11 protein-coding genes are annotated in these 17,040 nt (G+C 68.0%); 6 read left to right on the top strand and 5 right to left on the bottom strand.

Annotated features, from left to right (window positions below; genetic code table 11):
* Positions 1-4 precede the first annotated feature (4 nt).
* Genes AP428_RS04440 through AP428_RS04430 form a run of 3 tightly spaced genes read left to right on the top strand, consistent with a single transcriptional unit; the run spans position 5 to position 3,297 of the window.
* On the top strand, positions 5-2,209 hold the full coding sequence (locus tag AP428_RS04440) for an FUSC family protein (protein WP_006476211.1): 2,205 nt from the start codon (positions 5-7) through the stop codon (positions 2,207-2,209).
* On the top strand, positions 2,206-2,409 hold the full coding sequence (locus AP428_RS04435; RefSeq protein ID WP_006476212.1) for a DUF1656 domain-containing protein: 204 nt from the start codon (positions 2,206-2,208) through the stop codon (positions 2,407-2,409). Before AP428_RS04440 ends, AP428_RS04435 begins: the two co-directional genes overlap by 4 nt.
* A gap of 12 nt (positions 2,410-2,421) precedes the next feature.
* A complete protein-coding gene (locus AP428_RS04430) occupies positions 2,422-3,297 on the top strand; it encodes an HlyD family secretion protein (protein WP_011545225.1) in 876 nt (291 codons plus the stop codon).
* Between the two features lie 21 nt (positions 3,298-3,318).
* On the opposite strand, the gene AP428_RS04425 is transcribed toward AP428_RS04430, so the two are convergent.
* A complete protein-coding gene (locus tag AP428_RS04425; protein ID WP_054927657.1) occupies positions 3,319-4,992 on the bottom strand; it encodes a methyl-accepting chemotaxis protein in 1,674 nt (557 codons plus the stop codon).
* A gap of 405 nt (positions 4,993-5,397) precedes the next feature.
* On the opposite strand from AP428_RS04425, the gene AP428_RS04420 reads away from it, so the two are divergent.
* Positions 5,398-6,636 (top strand): MFS transporter, encoded by a 1,239-nt coding sequence (locus tag AP428_RS04420; RefSeq protein ID WP_053524010.1) that lies wholly within the window; start codon positions 5,398-5,400, stop codon positions 6,634-6,636.
* A 72-nt stretch (positions 6,637-6,708) separates the two neighbouring features.
* On the opposite strand, the gene AP428_RS04415 is transcribed toward AP428_RS04420, so the two are convergent.
* Together AP428_RS04415 and AP428_RS04410 are read right to left on the bottom strand one after the other, a co-directional pair.
* Entirely contained in the window at positions 6,709-7,503 is a 795-nt protein-coding gene (locus AP428_RS04415; RefSeq protein ID WP_011545222.1) for a 5'-methylthioadenosine/adenosylhomocysteine nucleosidase, read from the bottom strand.
* The gene (locus tag AP428_RS04410; RefSeq protein ID WP_054927656.1) at positions 7,503-9,866 is read right to left on the bottom strand and encodes a UvrD-helicase domain-containing protein; all 2,364 of its coding nucleotides are present in this window, start codon (positions 9,864-9,866) and stop codon (positions 7,503-7,505) included. Before AP428_RS04410 ends, AP428_RS04415 begins: the two co-directional genes overlap by 1 nt.
* Before the next feature lie 235 nt (positions 9,867-10,101).
* Here AP428_RS04410 and AP428_RS04405 point away from each other — a divergent pair, with 235 nt between their 5' ends.
* Together AP428_RS04405 and galU are read left to right on the top strand one after the other, a co-directional pair.
* Positions 10,102-12,969: a valine--tRNA ligase gene (locus tag AP428_RS04405; protein ID WP_054927655.1), complete on the top strand. Its 2,868-nt coding sequence runs from the start codon at positions 10,102-10,104 to the stop codon at positions 12,967-12,969.
* An 87-nt stretch (positions 12,970-13,056) separates the two neighbouring features.
* Complete coding sequence (gene galU / locus AP428_RS04400; protein ID WP_006476218.1) at positions 13,057-13,941, top strand: UTP--glucose-1-phosphate uridylyltransferase GalU; 885 nt, start codon at positions 13,057-13,059, stop codon at positions 13,939-13,941.
* A gap of 52 nt (positions 13,942-13,993) precedes the next feature.
* Here galU and AP428_RS04395 read toward each other — a convergent pair whose 3' ends face one another.
* Both AP428_RS04395 and AP428_RS04390 read right to left on the bottom strand, forming a co-directional pair.
* Positions 13,994-14,608: a DUF4136 domain-containing protein gene (locus tag AP428_RS04395; protein WP_054927654.1), complete on the bottom strand. Its 615-nt coding sequence runs from the start codon at positions 14,606-14,608 to the stop codon at positions 13,994-13,996.
* Between the two features lie 37 nt (positions 14,609-14,645).
* Entirely contained in the window at positions 14,646-17,033 is a 2,388-nt protein-coding gene (locus tag AP428_RS04390) for a CHASE2 domain-containing protein (protein WP_054927653.1), read from the bottom strand.
* Positions 17,034-17,040: the final 7 nt, after the last annotated feature.

Raw genomic sequence — 17,040 nt, 5'->3', positions numbered from 1 at the left:
CGCCATGTCAGCCTCCTCCCCCGCTTCCACGCCCGCCGGCGGCCCGTTCGCGGCCTGGTATGCCGCATTCGGCGACTGGGCCCGCACCGACGGCGCCGCGTGGCTCTATCTGTTCAAGGCGCTGCTCGCCGCGTTCATCGCGACCGGCGTGTCAATGCGGCTCGACCTGCCCGCGCCGAAAACGGCGATGACGACGGTGTTCATCGTGATGCAGCCGCAAAGCGGCGCGGTGCTCGCGAAAAGCTTCTATCGCGTCGCCGGCACGATCTTCGGATTGATCGCGACGCTCACCTTCGTCGGGCTGTTCCCGCAGCAGCCGCAGCTGTTCCTGCTGGCGGTCGCGCTGTGGGTCGCCCTGTGCACGGCCGGCGCCGCGCGCAACCGCAACTTCCGCAGCTACGGCTTCCTGCTGGCCGGCTACACGACCGCGCTGATCGGGCTGCCCGCGTCGCAACACCCGGACGGTGCGTTCATGAGCGCGATGACGCGCGTGGCCGAAATCATGGTCGGGATCGTGTCGGCCGGCGTGGTCAGCGCCCTCGTGTTTCCGCGGACCACCGGCGAGCAGATGCGCACGACGGTGCGCAAGCGCTTCGGCAGTTTCGTCGACTACGTCGCGGCGGCGCTGTCGGGCCAGCTCGACCGCGCGCATATCGAAACCATCCATACGCGCTTCGTCGCCGACGTGGTCGGGTTCGAAGCCGCGCGCAGCATGGCCGTGTTCGAGGACCCGGACACGCGGATGCGCAGCGGCCGCCTTGCGCGGCTGAACAGCGAGTTCATGAGCGCGTCGAGCCGCTTCCATGCGCTGCACCAGTTGATGAACCGGCTGCATGCGGCCGGCGCGCAGGCCGCGATCGACGCGATCGAGCCGTACTTTCGCGAGATCGCCCCGCTGCTGCTGACGCCGGCCGGCGAACCGGTACGCACGTCGGCCGATGCCGGCCACGCGGCCACGCAACTGCTCGCGTGGCGCGACGCACTGCCGCGCCGCATCCGCGCGACGCGCGCGGCGCTCGAAACGCAACCGGACTTTCCGCTGCTCGACTTCGATACGGCCGCCGAACTGCTGTACCGCTTCATCACCGACCTGCACGAGTACGCGGCCACCTACGCGTCGCTGTCGAGCGCGACGCACGAACGCGAACGCTGGATCGAGCGCTACGAGCCGCGCACCAATGCGACGGCGATGGTGATCGCGGCGATTCGCACCGCGACCGTGATCCTCGTGCTCGGCTGGTTCTGGATCGAGACCGCGTGGCCGAGCGGCGTGACGATGACGCTGACTGCGGCAGCCACTTGCGCGCTCGCGTCGTCGACGCCGCGCCCCACCGCAATGTCCGCGCAGATGGGCATGGGCACGGCGCTCGCCGTCTGCACGGGCTTCCTGCTGACGTTCGGCATCTATCCGCACATCGACGGCTTCCCGCTGCTGTGCGTCGCACTGGCGCCGCTGCTCGCGATCGGCATCTTCATGACGCTGAAGCCGAAGCTCGCCGGCTACGGGATGGGCTACCTGATCTTCTTCAGCTTCCTCGCCGGCCCGGACAACATCACGCACTACGATCCGACCAGCTTCATGAACGATTCGCTCGCGCTCGTGCTGGCGATGCTGGCGTCGGCGATCGCGTTCGCGGTGCTGTTCCCGCCGACCGCGCCGTGGCACAAGAAGCGGCTGTTCGCGGATCTGCGCCACCAGGCCGTCGCAGCCGGCCACGCGCGGCTCGCGGGTTTGCGCACGCGCTTCGAAAGCGGCGCGCGCGACCTGATGTACCAGGCGCACACGCTGTCGGCCGACCAGCCCGACGTGCAGCGCGACGCGCTGCGCTGGATGTTCGCGGTGCTCGAAACCGGCAACGCGACGATCGACCTGCGTCACGAGCTCGCGACGCTGCCGGCCGACCCGCGCTATGCGCCGGCGATGCCGTGGCGGCGCGCGATCGACACGATGCGCACCGCGCTGTCGGCGTTGTTCACCCGGCCGAGCGCCGCGCGTTTCGACGCGACGCTCGCCGCGACCAATGCGGCGATCGACGCGACCCGGCAAACGCTCGATGCGGTCGAGCCGTCGCGCGACGAGCGCCACCGGCTGCAGCGCATCCTGAGCCACCTGCATTTCGTGCGGACCGCGCTGCTCGACCCGGAATCGCCGCTCGAGCCGCTCAACCGCAACCGCCCCGTGCATCCCCAACCAGGAGCCTCGTCATGATGCCGCGTGAAATCGCCATTCTCGATGCCTACATGCCGACGGTGGTGCTGATGTTCGTCCTCGGCGCGATCGCGACCTGGGCTGTCGACCGCCTGCTCGCCTATACGGGCCTCTACCGTCTCGTCTGGCACCCGTCGCTGTTCCGGGCCTGCCTTCTCGTCTGCATTTGCGGCGGACTGAGTCTTGCCGTTTACCGTTGATTCCGAACCATCATGATTCTCAGAAAACTCTTCGGCTTCGTCGCGACCGCCATCATCCTTCTCGTCGCGATCCTGATCGGGCGCTCGCTGTGGGTGCACTACATGGACGATCCGTGGACGCGCGACGGGCGCGTGCGCGCCGAGATCGTCAACGTCGCGCCGGACGTGTCGGGCGCGATCGTCGAGCTGCCCGTGCATGACAACCAGCTCGTGAAGAAAGGCGACCTGATCATGCAGATCGACCCGTCGCACTACCAGATCGCGGTCGAGCAGGCGCAGGCGGCAGTGGCCGCCCGCCGCGCGGAACTGCAGATGCGCCGCGACGACGCGGCCCGCCGCGCGGACCTCGATGCGCTCGTCGTGTCGAAGGAAAACCGCGAAAATGCCGCGCACAGCGCATCGAGCGCCGACGCGCAGTATCAGCAGGCGCTCGCCGCGCTCGACGCCGCGAAGCTCAACCTCGAGCGCACGCGCGTCGTCGCGCCGGTCGACGGCTACATCACGAACCTGCAGACTTTCAAGGGCAACTATGCGGTGGCCGGCCAGGCGAAGCTCGCGATCGTCGACAGCCACTCGTTCTGGGTCTACGGCTACTTCGAGGAAACCAAGCTGCCGCGCGTGAAGATCGGCGCACCGGCCGAAATGCGGCTGATGAGCGGCGGCGTGATGAAGGGCCACGTGGAAAGCATCTCGCGTGGTATCTACGATCGCGACAACCCGCAAAGCCGCGACCTCGTCGCCGACGTGAACCCGACCTTCAACTGGGTGCGCCTCGCGCAGCGCGTGCCGGTACGCATCAAGATCGACGAAGTGCCGGCCGACGTGGTGCTGTCGGCGGGCACGACCTGCACGGTCATCATCGATCCCGACAAGCAGAAGAAGTCGTAATCGCCGGGGCGTGCCGCACGCTCAGTGCGCGATGCGGAAACGCCCGACCAGCGCCTTCAGCGCCTGAGCCTGCTCGTCGAGCGCGTTCGCGGCAGCCGCCGCCTGTTCGACGAGCGCCGCGTTCTGCTGGGTGCCGGCATCCATCTGCGTGACCGCGCGGCCGATCTCGTCGATCCCCGCGCTTTGCTCGTCCGACGCCGCCGAAATCTCGCCGATGATGTCGGTCACGCGCTTGACCGCGCGCACCACGTCGCCCATCGTGCGGCCCGCGTCGTGCGCGAGCGCCGCGCCGTTGGCCACGCGCTCGACCGACGCGCCAATCAGTTCCCGAATCTCCTTGGCCGCGGTTGCCGAGCGCTGCGCGAGCAATCGCACCTCGCCGGCGACCACCGAGAAGCCGCGCCCCTGCTCGCCGGCGCGCGCGGCCTCGACCGCCGCGTTCAACGCGAGAATGTTGGTCTGGAACGCGATCCCCTCGATCGTGCCGATGATGTCGCGAATGTTCTTCGCGCTGTCGTCGATCTCGCTCATCGTCGCGACCACGCGACCGACGACTTCCCCGCCCATCTCCGCGACCGCCGATGCATTGGCCGCGAGCGTGCTCGCCTGTCGCGCGTTCTCGGCGTTCTGCCGCACGGTCGACGTAAGTTGCTCCATGCTGGCGGCGGTGCGCTCGAGGGCGACGGCCTGCTGCTCGGTGCGCCGCGACAGGTCGAGGTTGCCGGTCGAGATTTCGCCGGACGCGGCCGCGATGGCCTCGGCGCTCACCGCGATCTCGCCCACGGTGGCCGCGAGCCCCGTCTGCATCTCGGCCAGCGCGCGCACCATGCTGTCGCGGTCGTGGCGGGCGAGCGTGATCGGCCGCGTCAGGTCGCCGCGCGCGATGTCCGCGGCAATCTCCTTCGCGAGCGCGGGCTCGCCGCCGAGCTGCGACGCGAGGCGCCGCACGACGCGCTCGGCAATCACGACGGCCAGCACGATCAACGCGGCCGTCATCGCCGCAATCATCGCGAACGACGACGAAAAAATGGTGGCGGACGCATCGAGCGTCGCCTTGGACTTCTCGCCGCGCGTCTTCACGAGTTCGGCGACGAGTTTTTCGAGCTTGCCGGTTTCGACCAGCAGCGACACGTCCTGCGTGCCGACCTGCCAGTTCATCTGCGACAGGTCGAGCGGCTGCGCGCGCACCAGCGTGACGAAATCGCGCAGATGCGTGCTCCACGTGCCGACCGCCGTCGAGAAGGCGCGCAGCCGCGCCGAATCGCCGGCATCGGCCGGATCGGCATAGCGCTGCAGCGTGCCGAGCGCCTGGCCGATCGACGCGAGCCCCGCGCTCACCTCGGCGCCGAGTTCGTCGCGCTCCTTCGCGGTGGTCGCGGTCAGCAGCATTTTCTGCGCGCGGCTCGCGCGCAACACCTCGGCCCGCACTTCCGCCGCCGCGCGGCTCGCGACGTGGCCCTGCTCGTAGACCGACGCGATCGACGCGTTCAGCCGGCTGATCTGCCACAGCGAGAACACGCCGATCGCGAGCGTGCCGACCAGCAGGATCGCGAACGCGGCGCGCAACGTCGCCTTGACGGTCCACGGCCGGCGCGTACGACGCGCCGCGCGCGTGCGCCGAGCGGCGCGGCCGGCGGCAACGGCGGGTGCGGCGGCGGCCGCACCGGGCTGTGGATGCAAAGATGCTGCTTTCATCGAACTATCCCCGTATGGATCACGCTGCCGGAAAGGTCGGTCCCGGCGGTCCCGCGATGGCAGGCCATGCCGCGCGTCCTGCGCCCGCCCGGCGGGTAGCCGGTGCGGGGCGCGGCGCGCCTGTTGTCATTGGGTCGTTCTACGGCCGCCACCGCCGTTTCTTGAGTCCGGAAAAACACGCACCGGGCCCCGGCGCGGCCCGGCTGAAGGACGGACGCGCCGCCAGCGTTATACCTGTCCAAAAAAGGACGCACCGACCGATCCGTCACACGAATGTCCGATTCGCGATAAAACTTGGCCTGACATTCTCGATACGCCACATTACACTTCTTTGACGCATCAACGAATCGACAACGCGCCGATCCCCAACAGAGCGCGCCAGCCACCTCAACTCGTTCAGCTCACATGGAAACCAGCCTCGACTCCGGAGCCGCCGGCGCAGCCGCCGCCCAGCCGTCCGCACCGCCCGTCGCCCGCACCATCTACCCGGTGCTCGGCGCGATCAGCTTCTCGCACATGCTCAACGACATGATCCAGTCGTTGATCCTCGCGATCTATCCGATGCTCAAGAGCCAGTTCGCGCTGTCGTTCGCGCAGATCGGCCTGATCACGCTCACTTACCAGATCACCGCGTCGCTGCTGCAGCCGCTCGTGGGCCTCTATACCGACAAGCATCCGAAGCCGTATTCGCTGCCGGTCGGCATGGGCTTCACGCTCGCGGGGCTGCTGCTGATGTCGGTCGCGCCGAATTTCCCGATGCTGCTGGTGGCCGCCGCGCTCGTCGGCTGCGGCTCGTCGGTGTTCCACCCCGAATCGTCGCGGGTCGCGCGGATGGCGTCGGGCGGCCGGCACGGGCTCGCGCAGTCGGTATTCCAGGTAGGCGGCAATGCAGGCTCCGCGCTCGGGCCGCTGCTCGCCGCGCTCGTGATCATTCCGCACGGCCAGCACAGCATCGCGTGGTTCTCGGCGGCCGCGCTCGTCGCGATGATCGTGCTCACGCAGATCGGCCACTGGTACAAGAAACATCCGTCGATGAAGAAGAAGGCCGCCTCGGCCGGCCACCCGACGCTGTCGCGCGGCCGCGTGATGGCCGCGATCGGCGTGCTGGTGCTGCTCGTGTTCTCGAAGTACTTCTACCTCGCGAGCATCAACAGCTATTTCACGTTCTACCTGATCGACAAGTTCCACCTGTCGGTGCAGGCCGCGCAGATCCACCTGTTCGTGTTCCTCGCGGCGGTGGCGGCCGGCACGCTGATCGGCGGGCCCGTCGGCGACCGGATCGGCCGCAAGTACGTGATCTGGGTGTCGATCCTCGGCGTCGCGCCGTTCACGATGCTGCTGCCGTACGCGAACCTGTTCTGGACGAGCGTGCTGACCGTGATCATCGGCGTCGTGCTGGCGTCGGCGTTCGCCGCGATCCTCGTCTATGCGACCGAGCTGATGCCCGGCAAGGTCGGGATGGTCGCGGGCCTGTTCTTCGGCTTCGCGTTCGGCCTGGGCGGCGTCGGCGCGGCCGTGCTCGGCCAGCTCGCCGATGCGACGAGCATCCCGTTCGTCTACAAGGTGTGCTCGTTCCTGCCGCTGATCGGCGTGCTGACGGTGTTCCTGCCGAACCTCGAAAGCAGCCGGCGCAAAAAGGCGTGACGAACGACTGGCCGCGGCGTGCGCGCCGCGGCCAGTCAAATGGTTTGGACGGGAAAGTGCGAGACGGCGGCTTCAGGCCGCCGTCGTCGCATGCAGCGTCAGGAAGCGCTTGAGGATGCCGGACGAATAGCTGCTCGCGATCGCCGACAGGAAATGCGAGAACGACTGCGTCGCGTGATCGTCGGCCGTATCGGAGATCGTGCGCACGAGCGCGAACGGCACGTCGTGCTCCGCGCACACCTGCGCGATCGCCGCGCCTTCCATCTCGACCGCGAGCGCGTCCGGCAGCGCGTCGCGCAGCGCAACGACCTCCTGCTCGCTCGACACGAAACGGTCGCCGCTGATGACGAGCCCCGCGTGCAGCGCCGCGCCGGCGAGCCCGAAGCGCTCGGCGAACCGAGCGCCCTCTTCCTCGACGAACAGCGTGCACGCGGCCCGCAAGCGGGCCGTCAGCGCCGCGTCGGTCGCGAAACGCGTGATGCCGAGCAACGGCACCTCGTAGCGCGGAAAGAGCGGCGACGCGTCGAGATCGTGCTGCAGCAGCGTATCGGCCACGACGACGTCGCCAACCCGCACCGTGCGCGACACACCGCCCGCGACACCGGTGAACACCACGCCCGACACGCCGAACACGTGGATTAGCGCGCTGACGGTCGCGGCCGCCGCGACCTTGCCGATCCGCGCGAGCGTGACGACGCAGGCCGCGCCGTGCACGGTGCCGACGTGATAGTCGCGGCGGCCGAGCGTGACCGTCTTCATCGCGCCGTCGGCGCGCATCGCGGCGATCAGGTCGCCGAGTTCCTCGGGCAGCGCGGCCAGAATGCCGAGCGGACGGGCGGCAGGCGTCACGGCGAGGTCGACGTCCATCATTCCACCGCCTGCAGTTTCGCGACCGCGAGCGCGAGCCATTTCTCGCCGTGGCGCTTGAACTTCACCTGCGCCTTCGCATCGGTGCCGTTGCCTTCGAGCGCGGTGACGGTGCCTTCGCCGAACTTGGTGTGGAACACCTGCTGGCCGACCCGGAAGCCGGCGTCGGCCGCGCGCTGCTTGTCCGCGAACGCGGGCAGCGGCGCGGACACGGCCGCATCGACGATCTGCTCGCGGCTGCCGCCGCCCGGCCGCGCGAACCAGTCACGCCCGTAGCCGGCATTGTCCGAACGCCCGCCCCAGCGCGACCCGGCCTCGACCTTCGGCGTGAGCCACTTCAGCACGTGCTCCGGCAGTTCGTCGAAGAAGCGCGAGCGCACGTTGTAGCGAGTCTGGCCGTGCAGCATCCGGCTCTGCGCGAACGACAGGTAGAGCCGCTCCTTCGCACGCGTGATCGCGACGTACATCAGCCGGCGCTCTTCCTCCAGGCCATCCGATTCGAGCACGCTGTTCTCGTGCGGGAACAGCCCCTCCTCGAGCCCCGTGATGAACACGGCCGAGAACTCGAGCCCCTTCGCCGCGTGCACCGTCATCAGCTGCACGGCGTCCTGGCCGGCCTGCGCCTGGTTGTCGCCGGCCTCCAGCGACGCGTGCGACAGGAAGCCCGCGAGCGGCGTCATCGTGTCGGGGTTCTGTGCGGGGTCGGCAGGCGACGCCGGGTCGAGCACGTCGACCGCCGGATCGTCGGTTGCGGTGCCGAGCTCGGGCGCCGCGATCGCACCCGCGCGCAGCGGGATCGAGCGGGCCGGCGTGTCGAGCCCGTAGCCTTCCTCGGCGATGAACGCGGTGGCCGCGTTCACGAGCTCCTGCAGGTTTTCGAGGCGATCCTGGCCTTCGCGCTCGCCCTGGTAGAAATCGGCGAGGCCGCTCGCACGCACGATGTGCTCGACGGTGTCGGGCAGGTTCATGTGCTGCGTGTCGGCACGCATCTTCGCGATCAGGTTCGCGAACCCGCCGAGGCTCGTGCCGGCCTTGCCGGTCACGTACGGAATCGCGGCGGCCATCGAGCAGCCGTACAGGCGCGCGGCGTCGGCCAGTTGCTCGACCGAGCGCGCACCGATGCCGCGGGTCGGGAAGTTCACGACGCGCGCGAATGCCGTGTCGTCGTTCGGGTTGTCGATCAGGCGCAGGTACGCGAGCGCGTGCTTCACTTCCTGTCGCTCGAAAAAGCGCAGGCCGCCGTACACGCGGTATGGAATGCCCGACGACATCAGCGTGTGCTCGATCGAGCGCGACTGCGCGTTGCTGCGGTACAGGACGGCCACTTCGCTGCGCGCCATCCCGGTATTGATCAGCGAACGGATCTCCTCGACGATCCAGCCGGCTTCCTGCGAATCGGTGCTGGCTTCGTACACGCGCACCGGCTCGCCGTGGCCGGCATCGGTACGCAGGTTCTTGCCGAGGCGGTGCGCGTTGTTCGAGATCAGCTGGTTCGCCGCGTCGAGGATGTTGCCGTGCGAACGGTAGTTCTGCTCGAGCTTGATCAGGTTGCGCACGCGGAATTCGTCTTCGAAGTCGCGCATGTTGCCGACGTTCGCGCCGCGGAACGCATAGATCGACTGGTCGTCGTCGCCGACCGCGAAGATCGCGTTCTCGCCGCCCGCGAGCATCTTGAGCCACGCGTACTGCAGCTTGTTGGTGTCCTGGAACTCGTCGACGAGGATGTGCCGGAAGCGCGCCTGGTAGTGCGCGCGCAGCGGCGCGTTGTACGCGAGCAGCTCATAGCAGCGCAGCAGCAGCTCGGGGAAATCGACGACGCCTTCGCGCTGGCACTGCTGGTCGTACGCCTGGTACAGCTCGACGAACTTGCGGTTGAAGTTGTCGGTCGCGTCGACCTTGTCCGGGCGCAGCCCCTGCTCCTTCGCGTTGTTGATGAAGTACTGGACGTTCTTCGGCGGATACTTTTCGTCGTCGACGTTCGCCGCCTTCATCAGCCGCTTGATCGCGGACAGCTGGTCGGCCGTGTCGAGGATCTGGAAGGTCTGCGGCAAGCCGGCGTCGCGCCAGTGCGTGCGCAGCATCCGGTTGCACAGGCCGTGGAACGTGCCGATCCACATCCCGCGCGTATCGATCGGCATCATCGCCGACAGGCGCGCCATCATCTCGCGCGCGGCCTTGTTCGTGAAGGTGACGGCGAGCACGGTGGGCGGCGATGCATAGCCCTGCTGGATCAGCCACGCGATGCGCGTGATCAGCACGCGGGTCTTGCCGCTGCCCGCCCCTGCGAGGATCAGCGCCGGTTCGTTCGGCAACGTGACGGCGGCGAGTTGTTCGGGGTTCAGATTGGCGAGCAGATCGGGCATGGAGCGGCAGCTGACGGGCGAGAAAAATGCGGACCCGACATTATAAGTCGGCCGCGCGATGCCGTTTCCGATCCGTTCGGTCGCACGCTGCCTGCATGTTGGGAGCAGATTGCGGACACGTTGCGGCCGCGTCCCGACGGGCCCGCGCCGGCAAGGCGATGGCTGGCCGATGGGCATCCATTTATAATTGTCAGATTCGGCATCCAATTCACGCATTTTTCGGCAGATTTCCAACATGAGCGACAACACGCTTGCGAAGAGCTTCGAGCCCCATACCATCGAGTCCCAATGGGGGCCGGAGTGGGAAAAACGCGGCTATGCCGCCCCGGCATTCGATCCGGCCCGCCCCGATTTCGCGATCCAGTTGCCGCCGCCGAACGTGACGGGCACGCTGCACATGGGCCACGCGTTCAACCAGACGATCATGGACGGCCTCGCCCGCTATCACCGGATGCTCGGCGAGAACACGCTGTGGGTGCCCGGCACCGACCACGCGGGGATCGCCACCCAGATCGTGGTCGAGCGCCAGCTCGACGCGCAGGGCGTGTCGCGCCACGACCTCGGCCGCGAGAAGTTCGTCGAGCGCGTGTGGGAGTGGAAGCAGCAGTCCGGCTCGACGATCACCGGCCAGGTGCGCCGACTCGGCGCGTCGACCGACTGGTCGCGCGAATACTTCACGATGGACGACAAGATGTCGGCCGCCGTGCGCGACGTGTTCGTCACGCTGTATGAACAGGGCCTGATCTATCGCGGCAAGCGCCTCGTCAACTGGGATCCGGTGCTGATGACCGCCGTGTCGGATCTCGAAGTCGTCAGCGAGGAAGAAAACGGCCACCTGTGGCACATCCGCTATCCGCTCGTCGACGGCTCGGGCTCGCTGACGGTCGCCACCACGCGTCCCGAGACGATGCTCGGCGACGTCGCGCTGATGGTTCACCCGGAAGACGAGCGCTACGTGCACCTGATCGGCAAGCTCGTCACGCTGCCGCTGACGGGCCGCGAGATCCCGGTGATCGCCGACGACTACGTCGACCGCGAGTTCGGCACGGGCGTCGTGAAGGTCACGCCCGCGCACGATTTCAACGACTACCAGGTCGGCCTGCGCCACAAGCTCGCGCCGATCGAGATCCTGACGCTCGACGCGAAGATCAACGACAACGGCCCCGAGCAGTATCGCGGCCTCGACCGCTTCGACGCGCGCAAGGCGATCGTGGCCGACCTCGACGCGCAGGGCTTCCTCGACTCGGTGAAGCCGCACAAGCTGATGGTGCCGCGCGGCGACCGCACGGGCGTCGTGATCGAACCGATGCTGACCGACCAGTGGTTCGTCGCGATGACGAAGCCGGCGCCGGAAGGCACGTTCAACCCGGGCAAGTCGATCACCGAAACGTCGCTCGACGTCGTGCGCAGCGGCCAGATCAAGTTCGTGCCGGAAAACTGGACGACCACCTACTACCAGTGGCTCGAGAACATCCAGGACTGGTGCATCTCGCGCCAGCTGTGGTGGGGTCACCAGATTCCCGCATGGTACGGCGAGAACGGCGAGGTGTTCGTCGCGCGCGACGAGGAAGAAGCGCGTGCGCAGGCCGCGGCGAAGGGTTATGCAGGCGCGCTCAAGCGCGACGAGGACGTGCTCGACACGTGGTTCTCGTCGGCGCTCGTGCCGTTCTCGTCGCTCGGCTGGCCCAACGAAACGCCTGAGCTGCAGCACTTCCTGCCGTCGTCGGTGCTCGTCACCGGCTTCGACATCATCTTCTTCTGGGTCGCCCGGATGGTGATGATGACGACGCACTTCACCGGCAAGGTGCCGTTCCATACCGTCTACGTGCACGGCCTCGTGCGCGACGCGGAAGGCCAGAAGATGTCGAAGAGCAAGGGCAACACGCTCGACCCGATCGACATCGTCGACGGCATCGACCTCGACACGCTGGTCGCGAAGCGCACGACGGGGCTGATGAACCCGAAACAGGCCGCGACCATCGAGAAGAAGACGCGCAAGGAATTCCCGGACGGCATCCCCGCGTTCGGCACCGACGCGCTGCGCTTCACGATGGCGTCGATGGCGACGCTCGGCCGCAACGTGAACTTCGACCTCGCGCGCTGCGAAGGCTATCGCAACTTCTGCAACAAGCTGTGGAACGCGACGCGCTTCGTGCTGATGAACTGCGAAGGCCACGACTGCGGCAACGACAAGCCGGAGGTGTGCGGCGCGGGCGACTGCGGCCCCGGCGGCTACCTCGACTTCTCGGCGGCCGACCGCTGGATCGTGTCGCTCTTGCAGCGCACCGAAGCCGACATCGCGAAGGGCTTCGCCGATTACCGTTTCGACAACATCGCGAGCAGCATCTACAAGTTCGTGTGGGACGAGTACTGCGACTGGTATCTCGAACTCGCGAAGGTGCAGATCCAGAACGGCACGCCGGAACAGCAGCGCGCCACCCGCCGCACGCTGCTGCGCGTGCTGGAAACGGTGCTGCGCCTCGCCCACCCGGTCATCCCGTTCATCACCGAAGCGCTCTGGCAGAAGGTCGCGCCGCTCGCCGGCCGCTATCCGCAAGGCAAGGCCGACGGGGAGGCGTCGCTGATGACGCAGCCGTACCCGGTCGCAAACCTGCAGAAGCTCGACGAGGCATCCGAGCAGTGGGCGGCAGACCTGAAGGCGATCGTCGACGCGTGCCGCAACCTGCGCGGCGAGATGAACCTGTCGCCCGCGACCAAGGTGCCGCTGCTGGCGGCCGGCGACGCCGAGCGCCTGCGCTCGTTCGCGCCGTACGTCCAGGCACTCGCGCGCCTGTCGGAAGTGCAGATCCTCGCGGACGAAGCCGCGCTCGACCAGCAAGCGCACGGCGCGCCGATCGCGATCGTCGGCCCGAACAAGCTGGTGCTGAAGGTGGAAATCGACGTCGCGGCCGAGCGCGAGCGCCTGTCGAAGGAAATCACGCGCCTGACCGGCGAGATCGCGAAGTGCAACGCGAAGCTCGGCAACGAGGCTTTCGTTGCGAAAGCACCGCCGGCCGTGGTCGAACAGGAGCAGAAACGTGTCGCGGAATTCCAGAGCACGCTCGAAAAACTGCGTGCGCAGCTCGATCGGTTGCCTGCGTAACAAACGGTAAGGTCATTTGCGTTCACTATAATGCGAACGTGAACATAGACCGTCTGACAAGTCGATTACAGGAATAAAGGTTCGATCATGTTGAAAGTCACCAAGGCGGTATTCCCCGTTGCCGGTCTCGGCACGCGGTTCCTCCCGGCAACGAAGGCGAGCCCGAAGGAAATGCTGCCGGTCGTCGACAAGCCGCTGATCCAGTACGCGGTCGAGGAAGCGATCGCGGCCGGCATTACCGAGATGATCTTCGTCACCGGGCGCAGCAAGCGCGCGATCGAGGACCACTTCGACAAGTCGTACGAGGTCGAGGCCGAACTCGAGGCGCGCGGCAAGGAAAAGCTGCTCGAACTCGTGCGCAGCATCAAGCCGAGCCATGTCGACTGCTTCTACGTGCGCCAGCCGGAAGCGCTCGGCCTAGGCCACGCGGTGCTGTGCGCGGAAAAGCTCGTCGCCGACAACCCGTTCGCGGTGATCCTCGCGGACGACCTGCTCGACGGCAACCCGCCGGTGATGAAGCAGATGGTCGACGTGTTCGACCACTATCACAGCTCGGTGATCGGCGTCGAAGAGATCCCGCCGTCGGAGACGAAGTCGTACGGGATCGTCGACGGCAAGGAATGGGAAGAGTCGATCGTCAAGATGTCGGCGATCGTCGAGAAGCCGGCGCCGGAAGTCGCGCCGTCGAACCTCGGCGTGGTCGGCCGCTACGTGCTGAAGCCGCGGATCTTCGATCACCTGCGTGCGCTGAAGCCGGGCGCGGGCGGCGAACTGCAGCTCACCGATGCGATCCAGGCGCTGCTCGCCGACGAGCAGGTGCTGGCCTACAAGTACCAGGGCACGCGCTACGACTGCGGCAGCAAGCTCGGCTACCTAAAGGCGACGGTCGAATTCGCGCTGCGCCACCCGGAAGTCGGTGCGGAATTCGAGACGTACCTGCGCACCCGCGACGGCGCTCAACCGACCGTCTGAACGCGGCAAGGGCGCGCTCCCGCGCGCCCGCCCTCACCTCACGGCCGCCGCTTCAGCGCGCGTCGGCCGGCTTCACCGAGACGACGCCCGGCATGCCGCCCGCGTCGTCTTTTTTCGTCTTGACCAGCCAGCCGTTGCCGTCGCCGAACGGCACCTTCGCCAGCGCGCTCTTCACGAGCGCCGGCGCAGCCTGCTGCGTACCGGGATCGCGATCGCGCAGCGACGCCGACACGCGATAGACGTCGGCGCCCGATTTCGCATCGACGAAGCGCAGCGTCAGCACGTGACGGTACACGCGGCCCATGAACGGCAGCGCGAACGGCGCCGGCCCGTCGACCGTCACGCACGCGCTGCTCGCCGCGCCGCACCGCTCGGCGCTCGCCGCGACCGCCGCCGGCTGTGTCGCGTACGCGATCGACAGCCGGTAACGCGCGTCCTTGAGCGGCTGCGCATCGAAGCCGCGGCGCGCGAGCTCGTCGCGCACGAGCGTCTCGATCTGCCGGTACTCGGCGTCGTCCGCCTGCGCGGCCGTCCGTGCGAAGTCGTAGCCGTGCACACCGGGTGCAAACGCATTCGGCTGCCCGACCGCACTCACGCCGCTCGTCACGCCGGCGCAACCCGTCAACAGCGACGCCGCCAGCGCGGTCGCTGCCCATTGCTTTCTCATGACTTTCCCCAAATGCCTGCCGTCGCGCCCGGCCCTGTCAGGCGGACGGCTCGTCGATCGCGGGCAGCGACACCGTCACCGCGGTGCCGACACCCACTTCGCTGTCGACCGACACGCTGCCCCCATGGCGCGTGACGACCGTCTTCACGAACGCCATGCCGAGCCCGGAACCCGAGATTTCGGGCCGCTCGCCGGCATGGAATCGCTTGAAACGCTCGAACAGATGCCGCTGATCTTCCGGCGCAATGCCGTACCCCTGATCGCGAATCGTACAGAACATCCGCTTCGATGCGTGCTCGACCGTCAGCGTACACGTGATCACCGTGTCGGACGGACTGTATTTGACCGCATTGTTCAGCAGGTTCACGAAGGCGCGCGTGATCAGCGAGCGGTCCGCGCGCACCCAGCACATGTCGGTGCCCACGCCGGTCTCCACGCGAATGTGCTTCGCCTGCGCCTGCGGCCACACCTCGTCGCTCGCGTCGATCAGCACGTCGACGAGGCTCGTCACCTCGAGCTGGTACGCCTGCGACTCGGCGCGCGCCAGTTGCACGAACTCGTCGGCGAGCGACAGCGCGCGGTGCGCATAGCGCTCGATTCGCGCGAGCAGCCCGCGCATCGCGTCGCTTTCGACGCGGTCGCGCTCGATCTCGACCAGCGCGAGGATCGACGACTGCGGCGAACGCATGTCGTGCGACAGCAGGTGCAGCGCTTCCTCGCGCTGCCGCTCGGCCGCGTGCAGCTCGGTCACGTCGACGAGGCCGGCAATCCAGCCGGTCACGCGCCCTTGCGCGTTGGTACATGCCGCGTAGCGTAGCAGATGGTCGAGCCCGTCGCGATCGCGCACCTCGATGCCGCGCGCCATCGCGTCGTGCTCGGCCTCGAGCGTCGGATCGAGCACGGCCGGCCAGTGCTCGCGGATCGCCGCATCGTGCTCGGCGTTGCCGTCGACGGTCTTCATGAACGTCAGCTCGCCGAGCGCGGTGCGCAGCGGCCGCCCTTCCGGCAGCGGCAGCGCGAGCCGCGACCCGTAGCGTTTCGCCGCATGGTTCGCGATCAGCACGGTGCCGGCGAGGTCGGTCACGAAGATCGGCTCGGGCATGCTGTCGAGGCTGTCCCACACGAAGCGCTTCATGTCCTGCACACGCTGCGCGGCCTGCGCCATCAGCGCCATCTGCCGCTCCAGCACGTCGCCGCCGACGCTGCGCGTGCGCGGCGCCTCGGGCAGCAGGTGCGGCTCGTCGGCGAGCTTCTGCAGCTCGCGGCGCAGGTACGACATCGTCATTTCCAGCCGCCGCCAGTTCCAGATCGGGTAGACGGCGATCAGCCCGAAGATCGCGGGCGCCGGCGTCAGCCAGATGCGCGCCTCGAACAGCAGCGCCAGGCTCGCGACGACGGCGAGCGCGGCCAGGCTCAGCGTCAGCAGCAACGCACGCCACGGCGACAGCATCAGGAAGCCGCCCAGCAACACGGCGAGCGGCAGCAGCGACGCGACGAACAACCCCGCGCGCGACGCGGGCGAGATCGCACTGCCGGTCGCCAGCATGTCGAGCACGTTGGCATGGATATACACGCCGGCGAGCGGGCCGAACTCGCCGGACACCGGCGTCGCGAAGCGATCGTACAGCCCGGACGCCGTCACGCCGACGACGACGATCTTGCCGCGCAGCGCGTCGGGTTTCACGCGCCCTTCGAGCACGTCGTCGAACGACAGCGTCGGATACGCGGGCGTATTGCGGCTGAACGGAATCAGGTAGCGGCCCTCGCCCGCCGCATCACGCGACAGGTCGTGCGCGTCCGCGCCGGGCACGCCGCCGACCGGGTGCAGCCGGCCGGCCTGGATCGCGCGATAGACGGGTACCATCAGTTGCGGCCAGCGCACGCGGCCGTCGCTTTCGAACAGCGCGACGCTGCGCACGATGCCGTCGCGATCGACCTCGAGATTGATATGGCCTAGCCCCGTCGCGCGCGCGGCGAGCGCGGCGACCGGCGGATCGACGGAGCGCGTGCCGTCCGCCTGCTCGGGGCTCAACAGCACGGGCAGGAAGGTCGGCACGCGGCTCATCGCGTCCGCGAACGCGCGATCCTCCGGCGACGGTTCGGTAAACAGCACGTCGTAGACGACCGCGGCCGGCTGCGCGCGCGCGAGCGTGTCGAGCAGCCGCGCATGCACGTCGCGCGGCCACGGCCAGCGACCGAGCGCGGATACGCTCTGGTTGTCGATGTCGACGACGACCACGTCGGGCGACAGCGGCAGACTGCGCAGCATCAGCAGCCGGTCGTAGATCAGCCCGTCGACGCTCGACGACAGGCGACCGAGCGCACACGCGAGAATCACCGCGATTCCGAGGCAGCCGATCGCGATCCATTCGATCAGGAAGCGGCGGCCGAGGTGCCGCCGCGGAGAAACGGAGTCGGGTTTCATGCGCCGC

The organism is Burkholderia sp. E168m22 (assembly GCF_001319805.1).
GTDB lineage: Bacteria > Pseudomonadota > Gammaproteobacteria > Burkholderiales > Burkholderiaceae > Burkholderia > Burkholderia orbicola.
Note: the sequence above shows the minus strand (reverse complement) of the source record. Positions and strands in the feature narration are given on the sequence as shown.